Below are 15,417 nucleotides of genomic sequence, written 5' to 3' on the forward strand. Positions count from 1 at the left end.
TCGTTGCACAGCTGCCGGTGTTCCCCTATGTTGCCGCTTCCGCGGCAGGACGGCAGGTGTCCGGCGCGCGCCGGCAGGAGGGTGTCGTGACGGCAGAGCCACCACCGACGCTGGTGGTGCGTGGCCTGACCAAACGGTTCGGGGGCGTCACGGCGCTGTCGGAGGTCGACCTCGAGGTCGGGCGCGGCGAGGTCGTCGCGATCGTCGGCGAGAACGGGGCCGGCAAGTCGACGGTCGTGAACGTGCTGTCCGGCATGTGCCGGGCCGACGGGGGGACCATCCTCCTCGACGACGTCCGCGTGCGGATCGACAGCCCGGGCCGGGCCCACTCACTCGGCATCTCCACGGTGTTCCAGGGCCTCGCGCTGTGCGAGAACCTCGACGTGGTCAAGAACCTGTTCCTCGGCCGGGAGATCGGGTCGTTCTGGATGGACGAGTCGACGATGGAACGGCAGTCGACGCAGTTGCTGCGGCAGATCTTCTCGACGGTCTCGCGCGTCCGCGACCGGGTCGGCGACCTGTCGGGCGGCCAGCGGCAGACCGTCGCCATCGCCCGGACGCTGCTCGGCAACCCGTCGATCGTGATCCTGGACGAGCCGACCGCCGCGCTGGGGACGACTCAGCGGATGCAGGTGCTCGACCAGATCACCCAGCTCCGGGCCCGTGGCCTGGGCGTCATCATGATCTCACACAACCTGGACGACGTCGGTGCGGTCGCCGACCGCGTCGTCGTGTTGCGCCACGGCCGCAACAACGGCGTCTTCCAGGTCGCCTCCACGACCGCGGAGCAGGTCCACCACGCGATGACCGGAGCCGTGCCGACCCGCAGCCTCTTCGGGCAGGGCCGCTCCCGCGGCCGACACCAGGCGGGCTGACCGTGCACCCGGCGGTGCGCCGCGGTCACTCCGGGCCCGGATGAGCTCGTGGCCGGTTGGATGGCGCACAAGCAGCCGGGGACGTCGCCCGAACACCGGCGGGCGGCGGCCGGCCTCGCAGAGCGGCACGCGACGGCGGTCGAGCACTACCTCGCCGGGCGGGCGGACACCGCCCTGCCGCTGCTCGAACAGATCGTGTTCGGCTGCCGGGCGGTGCTGGGGGAGCGGCACCGCGACACGCTGACCGTCGAGGGCAACCTCGCGGTCGTCTACCTGCGCGCGGGCCACGACGACGACGGGTTCGCCGTCCTCGAGGAGGCGTGTGCGGCCCGCGAGCACGAGTTCGGCGCCGACGACGTGCGCACCCTGACGGCGCTGGAGTGCCTGGCCGCCGCCCACCGCATGCGGGGCGACACTGGCGAGGCGATCCGGATCGGCGAGGGTGTCGTCGCGGCCCGCGAGCGGGTGCTCGGAGCGGCCCATCCCGACACGCTCGTCTCGCGGCTGGGGGTCGGGCTGGCCTTCGCCGAGGCCCACGCGGTACCCCGGGCGATCGCGGTCCTGGCGGCGGCGCTCGCGGACGCCGACGCGGCGCACGGGGGCGCGTACCGGCACACGATCGAGATCCGGGCCGCGTTGGCGTGCTGCCACGCCCTCAACGGCGAGCTCGCCGTGGCGGCGGAGGGATACGACCGGGCGATCGCCGATGCGTCCGCGGCCTTCGGCCCTGGCCATCCCGACACCGAGACGTTGCGGGAGGAGCGCCGCGACCTGTTCTGCGTGCCGTCGCCGCGAGCGCCCTCGGACTGACCCGGCCCGGGTTCAGGCTTCGGGGCGCTCCTCAGCCAGCTCGTCGTCGCGGTCGGCGCCGCGGCGGCGGAACAGCGAGAAACCCGGAACGCCCTGGATCGCCAACCGGACGTCCTTGAGCACCTCGAGGAGCTCGTGCACGTCAGGACCGACCCGGTCCAGCGTCGCGAGGATCGGCATGATGTCGGTCTCCATGTGCTCGGTGAACACCGGCACCTGGTCGACAAGCCGGATCAGCGCCTGGACCTCCTCCTGCGAGAACTCGTCGACGAACTGGCGCAGCATCGGGGCGCCGCGCTCCGCGATCGGCTGGAAGACGTCGAGCAGTGCCTTCGCGCCCGCGCTCGTGGCGCCCACCGACTCCAGGAGCGCCTCGGCGGCACCGGTCACCGGGATGATCCGCTCGACGACCTGGTCCGCGTGATCGGCCACCTTTCCGGCGTGGTCGGCCACGCTCCCGGCCTGGTCGGCGACGCCCGCGGCCGCCTCGGCCACCTCGGCCGCCCGCGCGGCGACCTGGTCGACCCGGTCGACGGCGGCTTCCACGCGGTCCAGGGTGTCGTCCACCCGTCGCACCACGCGCTCGGCCTCGTCGACCAGCGCGGCGACGCGTGCGGGCAGGTCGGCGACGACCTGCACGGCCTCGTCGGTCCACCCCAGCACCGAGCGAACGGCGGAGGCGAGATCGGAGGGGGAGCGGAGCAGACCGCCGAGGCTCAGGGGCACCCCTGGATCTTCGCCCACCGAGCGGGCACTGCGCACGTGCGGACGGTTCGGGTCAGGAGCCGTTCGCGCGGTCGTGGAGCTGCAGGAGGAGGTAGGCCGCGAGGCTCTGGGAGTCGGCGAGCTCTCCCGAGCGGGCCATGTCCTCGAACTCGGCGACGGCGAACCACGCGGTGCGCATGTCCTGCTCGGACTGCTCGCGCTCGGTCGGTCCCTCGGTGAGCTCGCTCGCGAGGAAGACGTGGCCGCGCTGGCTGGACATCCCGGGCGCCACCTCGAGGAATCCGATGCGTTCCATCCGTCCGGCGATCAGCCCCGTCTCCTCACGCAGCTCCCGGACCGCGAGGTCGGCGGGGTCGACGTCGGCCCGCTCGGGTGCGGTTCCGGCCGGGAACTCCCAGCGGCGGCGCCCGACCGGGTAGCGGAACTGCTCGACGAGGTGCAGCCGGTCGCCGTCGCGGGGGATGACCAGGGCGTAGGTGGGCTTGTCGACCACGCCGTAGATGCTCTCGGTGCCGTCGGAGAGCCGGATCCCGTCTTCGCGCACGGTCATCCAGGAGTTGGCGTAGACCTGGCGGCTGGTGAGCGTCTGCACCTACACACCGTGCCGGGTCCGGTTCCGGGGTGCACCCGCGGGGTTGACTACCGTGTCGCCGTGCGCCTCGTCATCGCCCGCTGCCAGGTCGACTACGTCGGGCGCCTCACCGCCCACCTGCCGATGGCCCCGCGCCTGCTGCTCGTCAAGGCCGACGGGTCGGTGTCCGTGCACGCGGACGACCGCGCCTACAAGCCCCTGAACTGGATGAGCCCGCCTTGCTGGCTGGAGGAGCAGCCGGGCGTGTGGACGGTGCGCAACAAGGCCGACGAGTCGCTGGTGATCACCATCGACGAGGTGCTGCACGACACCAGCCACGAGCTGGGCGTCGACCCCGGCCTGGTCAAGGACGGCGTCGAGGCGCACCTGCAGGAGCTGCTGGCGGCCCATCCGACGAGCCTGGGCGACGGGTTCACGCTGGTGCGCCGGGAGTACATGACGGCGATCGGCCCGGTGGACCTGCTGTGCCGCGACGCCACGGGGGCGACCGTGGCCGTGGAGGTGAAGCGGCGCGGCGAGATCGACGGGGTCGAGCAGCTGACGCGCTACCTGGAGCTGCTCGGCCGCGACCCGCTGCTGACGCCCGTCACCGGGGTCTTCGCCGCTCAGCAGATCAAGCCGCAGGCCCGCACGCTGGCGCAGGACCGGGGGATCCGGTGCGTGGTGGTCGACTACGACGCGCTGCGCGGCCGCCAGAGCACCGACCTGCGCCTGTTCTAGCACCTCGCGCGGTGTCCGGGGCCGCGCGACGTCCGGAACCCGTGCAGCGCCCGGGAGGGCGCGGGGGGTCGGGAAGAATGGGGGCATGCCCCGCTCGAACCGGCCCCGGCGGACCGACCACGTGCCGCTGCGGTCCGTCGGCCTCGTCCGGGGCGAGTCCGGGCCGGACGGCGACTGGGTGGTGCGGTCGGTGCCCGGGGCGTCGTCGACGAAGGACTACCGCTGCCCGGGCTGCAACCAGCTCATCGTGGCGGGCACGGGCCACCTCGTGACGTGGCCCGCCGGTGACCACGGGTCCGTGGCCGACCGGCGGCACTGGCACAACGCGTGCTGGCAGCACCGGCTGCGGCGCAGGCCGGGTGGCAGGCGACGCTGACCGTCGCTCTAGCGGCGGGTGCCGCTGTTCTGGCGCTTGCGCCGGCGCTGCGTCGGGCGCCGGATCTCTCCCGACTCGGAGCGCTCGGAGACGGTCTCCGCGGCCTCCGCCGCCTCGCCGACCGAGGACCCGTTCGCGCTGGCGTCGTCTCCCATGCGTGGTCCGGGCACGTCCGGCGGGCTGTCGTCCGCCGCCGCGTCCAGCACCAGGGTTTCCGATCGGACGGCAGGCAGGGGCCGGGTGACCGGCTCGGGCGTCGAGGCCTCGACCCCGCGAGCCGGGGGTGCGGCCCGGACGGCCGGTGTGGCGGGGGCATCCGTCGGCGACTGGGGCGCGAGATCGTCGAGCGCCGTGCCGAGCTGCGCCTGCGTGCCCCGCAGCTGCGCGGCGATGCGTCCTCGCAGGTCGGCGAGCTCGGCCACCCGGGCCTGGGCCTCGGCGATCATCCGGCGGGCGGTCTCCTCAGCCGCGGCGATCCCGGCCCGCGCCCGCCGGGTGGCCTCGTCCTTGCTGTGCTGCACCCACTGCTCGGTGCGCACCCGCTCGGCCTGGATCGCCGTCAGCGCCTCGGCGCGGCGCTGGTCCATCGCGATGGAGAAGTCTTCTTCGACCGTGGCGCGCCGGCGCTCCGACTCCGCCCACGCCGACGTGCGCTCCTGCTCGGCGCTTGCGTTGGCCAGTGCGATCGCGCGTGCGGCGGTGTCGCGCTCCACGGCGATCGACTCACGGTCCGCCGCCGCGGCCGCCTCGGCCTCGGCCCGGTGCTTCGCGGCTCCGGCGAGAGTGGTCTCCGCCTCCGCACGGGCACGGCCAAGGATGTCGGCGGCCTCCCGCCGGGCCCCTTCCGTGATCTGCCCGACCGAACGCTCCGCGTCGCCGATCCGGCGGGCGACCTCCTCGTCCGCGCGCCGCAGCATGTCGGCGACCTCGTCCTCGGCCAGCCGCAGCATCGTGCGCATGCGCTCGCTCATGCCCTGCACGTCCGACGGGCGTGCGGCCATCGTCCGGACCTGGGTCCGCAACCGGTCCGCCCGCAGCCGCGCCTCGTCGAGATCGCGGCCGAGCTGCGCGGCCTGGTCGACCGCCGCGTCGCGGTCGGCGACGAGAATGCGGATCTCCGCGTCCATCCGGCGCAGGTGCGCGTCGACCTGGTGCGGGTCGTATCCCCGACGCCCCACCGTGAACACGCCGTCGGACGGGGGTGCGACGGGTTCGGGCATGCGCATCACCGTACCGGCCGGACCCGGCCGCGGCCGGAGCGATACTCAGCGCGATCGGTCACTGTCACCCGGGCGGGGAGCGTCGGCGTTCCCCGCCCGGGGACGCTCATCTTCTAAACCCCGCGGAAGAGGTTGATCTCCGCGATGTGGCGCTCCCGCCGCTCGTGGTCGACGACCCCGAGGCCCTCTTCGGGAGACAGCGCCAGCACGCCGACCTTGCCCTGGTGGGCGTTGGTGTGGACGTCGAGCGCGGCCTGCCCGGTCTCGTCGAGCGGGTAGACCTTCGACAGCGTGGGGTGGATCAGGCCCTTGGCGATCAGCCGGTTCGCCTCCCACGCCTCACGGTAGTTCGCGAAGTGCGAGCCGATGATCCGCTTGAGGTTCATCCAGAGGTAGCGGTTGTCGAACTCGTGCATGAACCCGCTCGTGGAGGCGCAGGTGGCGATGGTGCCGCCCTTACGCGCGACGTACACGCTCGCGCCGAAGGTCTCCCGGCCCGGGTGCTCGAAGACGATGTCGGGGTCGTCGCCGCCGGTCAGCTCGCGGATCTTCGCGCCGAACCGCTTCCACTCGCGCGGGTCCTGCGTGTGCTCGTCGCGCCAGAACTTGTAGCCCTCGGCGCTGCGGTCGATGACGCACTCGGCGCCCATCCGGTGAACGATCTCGGCCTTCTCGGGCGAGGAGACGACGCACACGGGGGTGGCGCCGCCGTTGAGCGCGAACTGGGTGGCGTACGAGCCCAGACCGCCCGACGCACCCCAGATGAGCACGGTGTCGCCCTGCTTCATGCCGGCGCCGTTGCGCGAGACGAGCTGCCGGTAGGCGGTGGAATTGACCAGCCCGGGGCTGGCGGCCTCCTCCCAGGTGAGGTGCGCCGGCATCGGCATGAGCTGGTTCGACTTCACCAGCGCGAGCTCGGCCAGGCCGCCGAAGTTCGTCTCGAAGCCCCAGATGCGCTGCTCGGGGTCCATCATCGTGTCGGCGTGCCCGTCCGGGCTCTCGAGCTCGACCGAGAGACAGTGCGCGACGACCCGGTCGCCCGCCTTCCAGGCGTTGACGCCCGGCCCCGTCCGCAGCACGACGCCGGCGAGGTCCGAACCGACGACGTGGTACGGCAGGTCGTGCCGCTTGGCCAGCGGGGACAGCCGGCCGTAGCGCTTGAGGAAGCTGAAGGTCGAGATCGGCTCGAAGATCGACGTCCAGACCGTGTTGTAGTTGATGGCGCTGGCCATCACCGCGATGATCGCCTCGCCGGGGCCCAGCTCGGGCGTCGCGACGTCGTCGACGTGCAGGCTCTTGCGCGGGTCCTTCTCCCACGAGGGAATCCCCGCGAACATCTCCGCCTCGTCCGCGTGCACCGTCACCCCCCGGTAGTGATCGGGGATGTCGAGCGCTCCGACGGCGTCGTACTGCTCGGCGAGAATGGCGTCGAGGATTTCCTGCACGGCTGGCCTCCGCTGGCTGAAGTCGTGACCCGGTATGCTTGGTACACCAAGCTACTGATCAGTATCGTAACCGGGCTGGGCGCTTCCACCGATGTCTGCGGCGGTACTGTGACCCATGCCACGCGGTGTGCTCCGTGGGTGAAAGAGCAGCACCGGTGATGGCGACGTTAAGAATGTCGCGCAGCGCGACACTATGTGTGCCGCACCTACATTCCCGGTCATTGCTGTGTGGTACCTGGTCGTCGGGTGAGGTCCGGGCTCAGTGCCCGGCCGCTGCGGCCGGCTCGACGAGCTCGACCAGCACGCCCCCGGCGTCGCGCGGGTGGACGAAGTTGATCCGCGAGCCCGCGGTCCCCCGGCGCGGCGCGTCGTAGAGCAGACGCACCCCCTTGTCGCGCAGCGCGGCGCACGCCGCGTCGATATCGGCGACGCGGTAGGCCATCTGCTGGATGCCGGGCCCGTTGCGGTCGATGAACTTCCCGATCGGCGAGTCGGGGCGCAGCGGTGCCAGCAACTGGACGGCCGCGCCCGTGTCGCCGGGAGCCGACAGCATCGCCTCGCGGACGCCCTGCTCCTCGTTGGTCTCGGTGTGCGTCGCCACGAGACCGAACGTGTCGGCGTACCAGGCGATCGCCTCGTCGAGATCGGCGACCGCGATGCCCACGTGGTCGACGCCGGTCACGAGGGCGCCCAACGATGAGGTCGTCATGTCCGGAATGTAAGCGGGAGATTGCGCGGTGCCGTGTGGGACGGGTCACGTCACCTCGCGAGTCGGCACGTTCGTCAGGCTGAAAGGCGGATTTCGCCACATCTGCGGTGCCCGCTTCGGCAGGTATGGTCCGGCCGTGAGTCGCCCCCAGGACGTCGCGGACCTGGTCGCGCGCGCCCGGCAGGGGGAGCACCGCGCGGTCGCGCGGTTGATCTCGCTCGTCGAGACCGACAGCGCGGCCGGCCGTGCGCTGCTGCGTGACGTGGCGGCCCGGCTCGCGCCGTACACCGGGCGTGCCCACGTGGTGGGCCTGACGGGCCCCCCGGGCGTGGGCAAGTCGACGTCGACCTCTGCGCTGGTCACCGCACTGCGGCGGCGCGGTCGTCGGGTGGGGGTGATCGCCGTCGACCCCTCGTCGCCGTTCTCCGGGGGCGCGCTGCTCGGCGACCGGGTGCGGATGGGCGAGCACGCGACGGACGAGGGGGTGTTCATCCGCTCCATGGCCAGCCGCGGGCACCTGGGCGGACTGGCCTGGTCCACCCCGCAGGCACTGCGGGTGCTCGACGCCGCGGGGTGCGACGTGGTGCTCGTGGAGACCGTCGGCGTCGGGCAGTCCGAGGTCGAGGTGGTCGCGCTGGCCGACACCACGGTGGTGCTACTCGCACCGGGGATGGGTGACGGCGTGCAGGCGGCGAAGGCCGGGATCCTCGAGGTGGCCGACATCCTCGCGGTGAACAAGGCGGACCGCGACGGCGCCCGGCGGACCGTGCGCGACCTCGAGTACGCGATCGCGATGTCCGAGGGCGGCAGGGAGCACGGCACGGGGTGGACGCGACCCGTCGTGTCGACGGTCGCGGTGCGGGGCGAGGGCGTCGACGACCTCGTGGCCGCCCTCGACGCGCACCGGGTGTGGCTCGACGAGACCGGTGCGCGGGCCGTTCGCAGGCGAGCGCGGGCGGCCGCCGAGGTCGAGGCGATCGCGCTGGAGCAGGTGCGGGTCCGGATCGGCGACGTCCGTGGCGCCGGTGCGCTGCCCGGGCTCGCCGACCGCGTGGCGGCGGGCGAGCTGGATCCCTACCGCGCCGCCGACGCGCTGCTGGAGACCGCACTCCCGGCGGAGAGTCCGTGACCGTCGAGGCGGCGCAGCACGCGCCGTGAGCCGATGCGGGTGGCGAGTTCGCGCGCAGCCCGCGCATGCGGGGCGGCCTCGTCGCCGCGGCCGGCGGCGGTGAGGGCGAGCGCGAGGTCGGCGTGCGTCGCCGCCCGCTCGCGGGCCGAGGGCGACCCGTCCGTCAGCGAGCCGGCCAGGTGGTCGATCGCCGCGTCGTCGTGAAGCAGCGCGAGGGCGCGGCCGCGCCGGTGGCGGAGGTCGGGCGACGGCCCGGCCAGTTCGACCGCAAGGCCGACGAGCGCGTGCGCGACATCCACTGCGGCCGTCACCTGCTCGATGGGCGGCTCGTGGGTGAGTGCCCGGTACGCGCCGTCGGCGTCGCCTGCGGCGGCGCGGACGAGCGCCACGGTGGCGCCGAGCAGGAAACCGGCAGGATCCGGGATCTCGCCGGCCCGGTCCGCGGGCACCGGGTCGAGGGCGTTCTCCAGCACCGCGAGCGCGTCGCCGGGCGCGCCGACCTCGACCAGGGCGTCGGCGTGCCCGACCGCCGCCTCGACCGCGACGCTCACCGACCCCGCCGCGTGGGCGGCCTCGGCGGCGCGGGTGAACCGCGCGACGGCGGCCTCGGCGTCGCCCGTGTCGAGCGCCTGTGTGCCGGCCAGCAGACAGGCCCGGGCGAGCAGCACGGCGACGGGGCGGCGCCGGTCCGGATCGGGGATGTGTGGCAGAACGGCCTCGAGCTGCTCGACCAGCACGCGGACCGCATCTTCGGCACCGGCGGTGCCGAGCCGGTCGTCGAGCTGCCGTGCGGTGGTGAGCTGGGTGCGCCACAGGGCGATGACGTCGCCGTCGACCGCGGCAGCGGCCGCGAGCCGGGCGCGCAGGCGTTCGGCGGGGTCGGCCGGGCCGACCGACGCCGGGTCGGTGGGGGCCAGGTCGACGCCGGAGCCCGCATAGAGCTCACCGAGCAGGGCCCGGTAGGGCGTCTCCGGTGTCGCGTGGCCGTTCTCCCAGCGGGAGAGCTGCGTCTTGAGGCTGGCGGTGGACGCGACGGCGACGCCCCGCGTCGAGGCCAGCTCGGCCAGCGCCCGCGCGGCCTCGGTCTGTGACCAGCCCTGGACAGCCCGAGCGGCGCGCAGCGAGGTCGGTCGTCCGGCAGTCACGGATCCGAGAATGTCGGTGGCCGGCCGTACCGTCAACGGTGTTGAGGCAACAGGTCGTCAACACCGGCAGGGGAGAGCGGATGGACGCGACGACGTGCGGGGTGTGCGCCCTCGCGGGGGCGACGGGTGGTGCGCTGGTCGGGTTCGGGGCCCGGCGCGGTCGCCGACGGGCCGGCCGGGGCGACGGGCGCCTGAAGCGGCGAGTCGGGCGCATCTGGCCCGGGCCCCGCCGCGGCTCCCGGCGGCGGCACGGCCGATGAAGAGGTCAGTGCAGGCCGGCGGAGGCCTCGTCGTCGAGCAGGGCGTCGTCCGCCCCGTCGGGCCCCGGCTCGATCGAGAAATCGCCTGCGGCGTGGCGGACCCTGCTGAGCAGGCCGGTCAGCTCCGTCTCCTCCTCCGGGGTCAGGCCGGAGAGGCCGAAGTCGACGTCGGTCACCGCCTTGGTGGCGTCCTCGAGCGAAGCCCGGCCACCGTCGGTGATCTCCACGAGCGTGGCCCGCCGGTCCGTGGGATGGGGTACGCGGCGCACCAGGCCGTCGGCCTGCAGCCGGTCGACGATGTTGGTGACGCTCGTGGGATGCAGTTGCAGCCGTTCACCCATCACCCGCATGGGCAGGCGGCCATTCCGGGAGAAGCTCAACAGCACCAGTGCCTCGTATCGGGCGAAGGTGAGCCCGTGCGGGCGCAGGGCGCCGTCAACGGCCGAGAGCAGGATCTGCTGCACGCGCATCACGCTCGTCACCGCCGCCATGGTGCGCGACGGCCCGATTCGCTCGTCCCACAACGCCGCCGCGCGCAGGATGGGGTCGAACGGCAGGGGCTCCCGCGACGTCATGGCGGGCGACGCTAGCAGTGTCGTCCGCCACCATTTCGCCGACCGGCCTGCAACGTCGGCCGGCGGCGTCGGCGTCACGTCCGAAGTGGACGGTGATCGGCGGTGGCCAGCGGTCGCGTTCCGCGATCCGGCTGCGGCACGCTGGCCCGCATGCTTGTGGCATTCAGCGTGGCGCCCTCAGGGGGCGGAACGGACAGTGTCGGCGACGTGGTGGCCGAGGCGGTGCGGGTGGTCCGGGAGTCCGGCCTGCCGAACGAGACCACCTCGATGTTCACCACGATCGAGGCACCGACGTGGGACGAGGCGATGGAGGTGGTGAAGCGGGCGGTCGAGGCGGTCGCGGCCAGAGCGCCGCGGGTGAGTCTGGTGCTGAAGGCCGACATCCGGCCGGGGTGGACCGGCCAGTTGCAGGCGAAGGTCGAGCGGGTGGAGCAGGCGCTCGGCGGCACGACCGCCGACGACGGCTGACGGTGCGGCGGGGCCGGTGGCCGGCCCCGCCGGGCGTCGGACGCCGTCAGCGCATCGCGATGTTCAGGGTGAAGAAGAAGATGCCGATCAGGATCGCGGCCACGCCGAGGCCGATGGCGATCTTGCCCTTCTTGGCGGCGGTCGGGTGCTTGACGGCCATGGCGCCCGTGACGACGGCGGCCGTACCGACGATCCATCCGAGGATGGAGACGGGGCTGACGAGCAGGGCGATGACGCCGACGATCAGCGCCACCTTGCCGGTCGAGGGGTTCTCCTGGCGCGCGGTCTTCTTCCGCGCGTCGTCGAGGAGGCGGTCGGCGACGGTGTTGTCCGAGCTCATCGGATGTCCTTACTACGACGGGAAAGGGAAGCCGCGCGGGCGGCGGGTTTGCCGAGGACGTGTGAGGCACGGCCCCGGTCGACGTCGCGCACCGCGCACCCCTGCAACGAGCTGGCCGCGCGCCGGGGTGCTCCACCGGAACGGTGATCAACCCGTCCCCGGTCGGGTGGGTCCGGGCCGGGCCGGTTGCACCGGGTGACGGGGCGGGCCGGAGAAGCCGTCATCACGGCCGCCGGAGCGGCACTGGCCGTCCGGGCCGCCACGACCTACGGTCCGGTGGCGGGACCGGGGAGAACACCTGTCGGGATCGGAGAACACATGGCAGAGCAGGCGGCCGAGCATCGCGCCCGGCGGTTGTGGCGTGCGGTGGAGCCCTACCACGCGGTCGTCTACTTCGCCCCGGAGTCGCAGGCGGCATGCACGGACCTGGGCACGCGCGGGTACTGGATGAGCTACTTCGCGCTGCGGGCCGCGCCGCTGGGCGCGGCCCCGCCGGAGGTGATCGCGGCGCTGTTCTACGGCTTCGCCCCTCGGCTCGTGGCCCGCGCGGTGCCGGACACGTGGAAGGTGGCGTCGCCGGAGCGGTTCCTCGCCGTGCGTCTGGAGGCGGTCGACGCGGCGCTGCACCGGTTGCTCGGCGGCGACGTGCTGCGGTCGGCCGAGATGGCCGAGGCCGCCGATCTCGCCCGCGAGGCCGCGCTCGCCGCCCCGACGGCGGGGCGGGCGCTCGGCGCGGCGAACGCCGCCCTGCCCTGGCCGGAGCCGCCGCACCTCGTGTTGTGGCACGCCCAGACGGTGCTGCGCGAGCAGCGGGGCGACGGGCACGTCGCCGCCCTCCTCACCGCGGAGCTGGATCCCGTGGAGTCGCTGGCGTTGTTCGCCGCCGACATCGCGATGGACGGGGGCTGGATGCGCACCCGCCGGGGGTGGAGCGACGACGAGTGGGCGGCCGGGGTGGACCGGCTGGTCGACCGGGGCCTGCTGGGCGCCGACGCGACGCTGACCGCTCCGGGGCGGGCGGTGCGCGCCGCCGTCGAGGAGCGCACGGACACCCTCGCGGACGCCGCCGTCGCGGCGCTGGGCGACGCGCGCGCAGCGCGGCTGACCGAGCTGGTGGAGCCGGTCGTGCGGGCGATCGTGGCGGGCGACGGGTTCATGCGCGACAACCCGATGGGCCTTGCGCCTTTGCCGACGGTGACGACGCCCGCCTGAGCTCGTCGTGCCAGGATGGAACGCGTGTCGCGTCCCGATCCCCGCAAGGCGGCCCAGACCGCCGCGCTGTCCCGCGCCATGGCCGGCGCGGTCGATCTCGCCGCCGTGAAGGCCCGTTCCGAGGCAGCCGCCACACGTGCCTCGGCGCCGGCCACGGATGTCTCCGCCGCCACCGGGCAGTGGGTCATCGACGTCTCCGAGGAGACGTTCCAGGCAGAGGTGCTGGAGCGCTCGCTCGAGGTGCCGGTCGTCGTCGACCTGTGGGCGGAGTGGTGCGGCCCCTGCAAACAGCTCTCCCCGGTGCTGGAGCGCCTCGCCGCGGCCGGTCAGGGGACGTGGATCCTGGCCAAGGTCGATGTCGATGCGAACCCGCGGATCGCGCAGGCGTTCGGCGTGCAGTCGATCCCCCTGGTGGTCGCCGTCGTCGGCGGGCAGCCGCTGCAGCTGTTCAACGGCGTGCTGCCCGAGCCGCAGGTCCGCCAGACCATCGACTCGATGATCGAGCAGCTGCGCGACCGGATGCCGGGCATCGTCGCCGCGGAGAAGGCTGCGGCCGCCGCAGGTGAGGCTCCCGTCGAGGAGGAGCCGGACGATCCCCGCTTCACCGCGGCGGAAGACGCACTGGAGCTCGGCGACTACGCCGCGGCCGAGGCCGCCTACCAGGCGATCCTCGCCGCGGAGCCGGACAACGAGCAGGCCGCTGCGGCACTGTCGCAGGTCCGCTTCCTCGCCAGGGCGGAGAACGCCGATCCGTCGGCGATCGCGCGCGCCGACGCCGCGCCGGACGACCTCGACGCCCAGCTCGCGGCCGCCGACGCCGAGGTGGCGGTGGACCGGGTGGACGCCGCGTTCGCCCGGCTGGTTGCCGTCGTCGCGCGGACGGGGGGCGACGACCGCGACCGCGCGCGGCAGCACCTCGTGGGGCTGTTCGAACTGTTCCCGGTCGACGACCCGCGGGTCGCCACCGCCCGGCGAGCACTGGCGCGCGCCCTGTTCTGAGCCCGGGAAGAGCGGGCGGCGGCGTCGGATACCGTGGACGGTCGTGTCCGACGTCCGCCCGGCCCCTCGCGGTCGTCCCCGTGCCCGTGTCCGTCGTGGCCGCGTACGTCACCGTGTCGTGGCACTGCTCGTGCTCGCCTGCGTGGCCGGCGCCGTCGCGCTGCACCTCGCTTTCCCGCCGCCGCTCGTCGCCCTGCTGCCCTCGCCGGACATGCATGAGCTGCACCCCGACTTCGACACCTTCCGGGCGTCGGCCGTCGCGCTCACGCACGGCGGCGACATCTACGACACCCCGGCGAAGCTGCGGAACCTGAACCCGCCGGTGCTCGCCGTGCTGCTGGCACCGTTCGCGCTGCTCGACGCCCTGCCGGCCTACCGCCTCTTCGTCGTGCTCACCCTGATCATGGTGGTCGGTGCGGTCGTGGTGGTGGCCCGGGAGCTGCGGCTCACCGCCGGGCCGACGGCGGCCGTCGTGCTCGTCGTGCTCGCCTCGTCACCGCTGCACGGCACGCTGCTGCTCGGGCAGATCTACGGGCTGCTGCTGGTCGGGCTGGTCGCAGGATGGGTCGCCGAACGCCACGGTCACCCGCTGCTCGCCGCCGCGTGCTACGGCGTCACCGTGGCGCTCAAGCCGTCGCTCGCGCCGTTGCTGCTGCTCCCGCTGGTGCTGCGCCGATGGCGCCCGGCCGCCGCGGGGTTCGGCGGCGCGGCTGCGGCGTCACTGCTCGGCGTTCTGGTGGCCGGCCCGGCGAGCGGGCGGCAGTGGCTGCGGATCGGCCTCAGCGAGCCCGTGCCCGACACCGCGGACAACGCCTCGCTGCCCGGCCTGGCCGTCCGGCTCGGGCTGCCGTCGGCGGTGGGCACGGTGCTCGGCCTGGCTGTGCTGACCGGCACGCTGGCTGTGCTGTACCGGCGGCGCGGGCAGGTCGACCCCGCCGGCACCGCACCGTGGGCGGTGCTGGCCGCCGGCCTGCTGATGTCGCCGATCGCCTGGCACAACTACCTGATGCTGCTGTGGCCCGGCGTGCTGCTGTTCATCGCCCGCGGCATACCCACCCCGCACCGGCCAGGTCGCGCGGCGGTGCTGCTGGCCGTCGCCGTGGTGCCCGTGTCGTGGAACGCGCTGTGGCCGGCCGGAGAGTGGTGGGCGCTCCCCGGCCGGACCCTCTACTGCGTCGTGCTGCTCGCCTACTGGTGGGTGCTGCTCTCCGGAGCGTCGGGGTCGTCGTCGGCCGGTCGGGTGGCCGACGGCACCGAGAGGCGGGACGAGCCACCGACGGCCACGGCGCTCTCGGTGACGTCCGAGCCGGACACCGGCTCGTCGAGCACGGCCTCCGCGGCGCCCGGGGCCAGCTCCAGTGCCGGCGGCTCGTCTTCGGTCGCCGTGTCCGGCGGCACCTGATCCGCCTCACCGCCCAGCGGCGGGTACTCCACCTCCGGCACCTCGGGCGCGACCACGGGGGCGTCTGCACTGACGCCGGCCGACGGGGCCTCGTCGAGCAGTTCGGCGTGGTGCGCCACCGCCTCGGCCGAAGCCTCGTCCGAGAAGTGCGGCGCGTCGGCATCGGTGGCCGAGGGAATGGGCCCCGCGTCGACGTCGGTGTCGGTCGCGGGCACGGGCGGTGCCTCGTCGTCGTCGACCGCGTAGGCCAGGTCGACGTCTTCGCCGACGGCCCCGTTGCCGCTGGTCAGCTCGGGTCTGTCGGTCAGCCCGGCGGGGGAGTCGGGAACGGTCACCGCCGGGGTGGTGTCGTCGACGACCTCCGGGGCGAACGGCGCCACCGGCGTGGTCTGCCCGATGTCGGCGGCCTGCTCG

Annotated in this window: 18 protein-coding genes; 10 read left to right on the forward strand and 8 right to left on the reverse strand. The window is 73.9% G+C overall.

All coding sequences use genetic code 11. The annotated features are described in order from the left end of the window. Positions 1-86: 86 nt before the first annotated feature. Positions 87-875, forward strand: a complete 789-nt coding sequence (locus RM445_RS16610) for an ATP-binding cassette domain-containing protein (RefSeq protein WP_311557315.1) — start codon at positions 87-89, stop codon at positions 873-875. A gap of 48 nt (positions 876-923) precedes the next feature. Further along, positions 924-1,685 carry a tetratricopeptide repeat protein gene (locus RM445_RS16615; RefSeq protein WP_311557317.1) on the forward strand — a complete coding sequence of 254 codons (762 nt, stop codon included), beginning with the start codon at positions 924-926 and terminating at the stop codon, positions 1,683-1,685. Positions 1,686-1,697: 12 nt separating this feature from the next. Here the strand turns inward: RM445_RS16615 and RM445_RS16620 are convergent, their stop codons facing one another. Further along, positions 1,698-2,411 carry a hypothetical protein gene (locus tag RM445_RS16620; protein WP_311557318.1) on the reverse strand — a complete coding sequence of 238 codons (714 nt, stop codon included), beginning with the start codon at positions 2,409-2,411 and terminating at the stop codon, positions 1,698-1,700. A 52-nt stretch (positions 2,412-2,463) separates the two neighbouring features. Further along, a complete protein-coding gene (locus RM445_RS16625; RefSeq protein WP_311557319.1) occupies positions 2,464-3,003 on the reverse strand; it encodes an NUDIX hydrolase in 540 nt (179 codons plus the stop codon). A gap of 60 nt (positions 3,004-3,063) precedes the next feature. Here RM445_RS16625 and nucS point away from each other — a divergent pair, with 60 nt between their 5' ends. Further along, the gene (gene nucS, locus RM445_RS16630; protein ID WP_311557321.1) at positions 3,064-3,723 is read left to right on the forward strand and encodes an endonuclease NucS; all 660 of its coding nucleotides are present in this window, start codon (positions 3,064-3,066) and stop codon (positions 3,721-3,723) included. A gap of 85 nt (positions 3,724-3,808) precedes the next feature. Beyond that, positions 3,809-4,099: a hypothetical protein gene (locus tag RM445_RS16635; RefSeq protein ID WP_311557323.1), complete on the forward strand. Its 291-nt coding sequence runs from the start codon at positions 3,809-3,811 to the stop codon at positions 4,097-4,099. An 8-nt stretch (positions 4,100-4,107) separates the two neighbouring features. Here the strand turns inward: RM445_RS16635 and RM445_RS16640 are convergent, their stop codons facing one another. From RM445_RS16640 to mce, 3 genes are all read right to left on the reverse strand, one after another. Continuing rightward, positions 4,108-5,319, reverse strand: coding sequence for a coiled-coil domain-containing protein (locus tag RM445_RS16640; RefSeq protein WP_311557325.1), 1,212 nt, complete (start codon positions 5,317-5,319; stop codon positions 4,108-4,110). A 113-nt stretch (positions 5,320-5,432) separates the two neighbouring features. Further along, the gene (gene ccrA / locus RM445_RS16645; protein WP_311557327.1) at positions 5,433-6,764 is read right to left on the reverse strand and encodes a crotonyl-CoA carboxylase/reductase; all 1,332 of its coding nucleotides are present in this window, start codon (positions 6,762-6,764) and stop codon (positions 5,433-5,435) included. Positions 6,765-7,023: 259 nt separating this feature from the next. Then, positions 7,024-7,473, reverse strand: a complete 450-nt coding sequence (gene mce / locus RM445_RS16650) for a methylmalonyl-CoA epimerase (RefSeq protein WP_311557329.1) — start codon at positions 7,471-7,473, stop codon at positions 7,024-7,026. Between the two features lie 136 nt (positions 7,474-7,609). On the opposite strand from mce, the gene meaB reads away from it, so the two are divergent. Continuing rightward, positions 7,610-8,602 carry a methylmalonyl Co-A mutase-associated GTPase MeaB gene (meaB, locus tag RM445_RS16655; protein WP_311557331.1) on the forward strand — a complete coding sequence of 331 codons (993 nt, stop codon included), beginning with the start codon at positions 7,610-7,612 and terminating at the stop codon, positions 8,600-8,602. On the opposite strand, the gene RM445_RS16660 is transcribed toward meaB, so the two are convergent. After that, positions 8,548-9,747, reverse strand: coding sequence for a hypothetical protein (locus RM445_RS16660; RefSeq protein WP_311557332.1), 1,200 nt, complete (start codon positions 9,745-9,747; stop codon positions 8,548-8,550). The two genes, meaB and RM445_RS16660, sit on opposite strands and share 55 nt — an antisense overlap. Before the next feature lie 80 nt (positions 9,748-9,827). On the opposite strand from RM445_RS16660, the gene RM445_RS16665 reads away from it, so the two are divergent. Further along, complete coding sequence (locus RM445_RS16665) at positions 9,828-10,007, forward strand: hypothetical protein (RefSeq protein WP_311557333.1); 180 nt, start codon at positions 9,828-9,830, stop codon at positions 10,005-10,007. Between the two features lie 5 nt (positions 10,008-10,012). Here RM445_RS16665 and RM445_RS16670 read toward each other — a convergent pair whose 3' ends face one another. Beyond that, positions 10,013-10,582, reverse strand: a complete 570-nt coding sequence (locus tag RM445_RS16670; protein WP_311557334.1) for a MarR family winged helix-turn-helix transcriptional regulator — start codon at positions 10,580-10,582, stop codon at positions 10,013-10,015. A gap of 150 nt (positions 10,583-10,732) precedes the next feature. Between RM445_RS16670 and RM445_RS16675 the strand changes: the two genes are divergently transcribed. Then, complete coding sequence (locus tag RM445_RS16675; RefSeq protein WP_311557336.1) at positions 10,733-11,050, forward strand: MTH1187 family thiamine-binding protein; 318 nt, start codon at positions 10,733-10,735, stop codon at positions 11,048-11,050. A 46-nt stretch (positions 11,051-11,096) separates the two neighbouring features. Here the strand turns inward: RM445_RS16675 and RM445_RS16680 are convergent, their stop codons facing one another. Further along, positions 11,097-11,390 (reverse strand): hypothetical protein, encoded by a 294-nt coding sequence (locus RM445_RS16680; protein ID WP_311557337.1) that lies wholly within the window; start codon positions 11,388-11,390, stop codon positions 11,097-11,099. A gap of 318 nt (positions 11,391-11,708) precedes the next feature. On the opposite strand from RM445_RS16680, the gene RM445_RS16685 reads away from it, so the two are divergent. The 3 genes from RM445_RS16685 to RM445_RS16695 all read left to right on the forward strand — a co-directional run bounded on the left by RM445_RS16685 (position 11,709) and on the right by RM445_RS16695 (position 15,003). Then, a complete protein-coding gene (locus RM445_RS16685; protein ID WP_311557338.1) occupies positions 11,709-12,602 on the forward strand; it encodes an SCO6745 family protein in 894 nt (297 codons plus the stop codon). 15 nt (positions 12,603-12,617) lie between these two features. Then, positions 12,618-13,601 carry a tetratricopeptide repeat protein gene (locus RM445_RS16690; protein WP_311557340.1) on the forward strand — a complete coding sequence of 328 codons (984 nt, stop codon included), beginning with the start codon at positions 12,618-12,620 and terminating at the stop codon, positions 13,599-13,601. Positions 13,602-13,719: 118 nt separating this feature from the next. Beyond that, positions 13,720-15,003: a glycosyltransferase family 87 protein gene (locus RM445_RS16695; protein ID WP_311557342.1), complete on the forward strand. Its 1,284-nt coding sequence runs from the start codon at positions 13,720-13,722 to the stop codon at positions 15,001-15,003. Positions 15,004-15,417: the final 414 nt, after the last annotated feature.

Source organism: Pseudonocardia charpentierae (genome assembly GCF_031845345.1).
Taxonomy (GTDB): Bacteria; Actinomycetota; Actinomycetes; order Mycobacteriales; family Pseudonocardiaceae; genus Pseudonocardia; species Pseudonocardia charpentierae.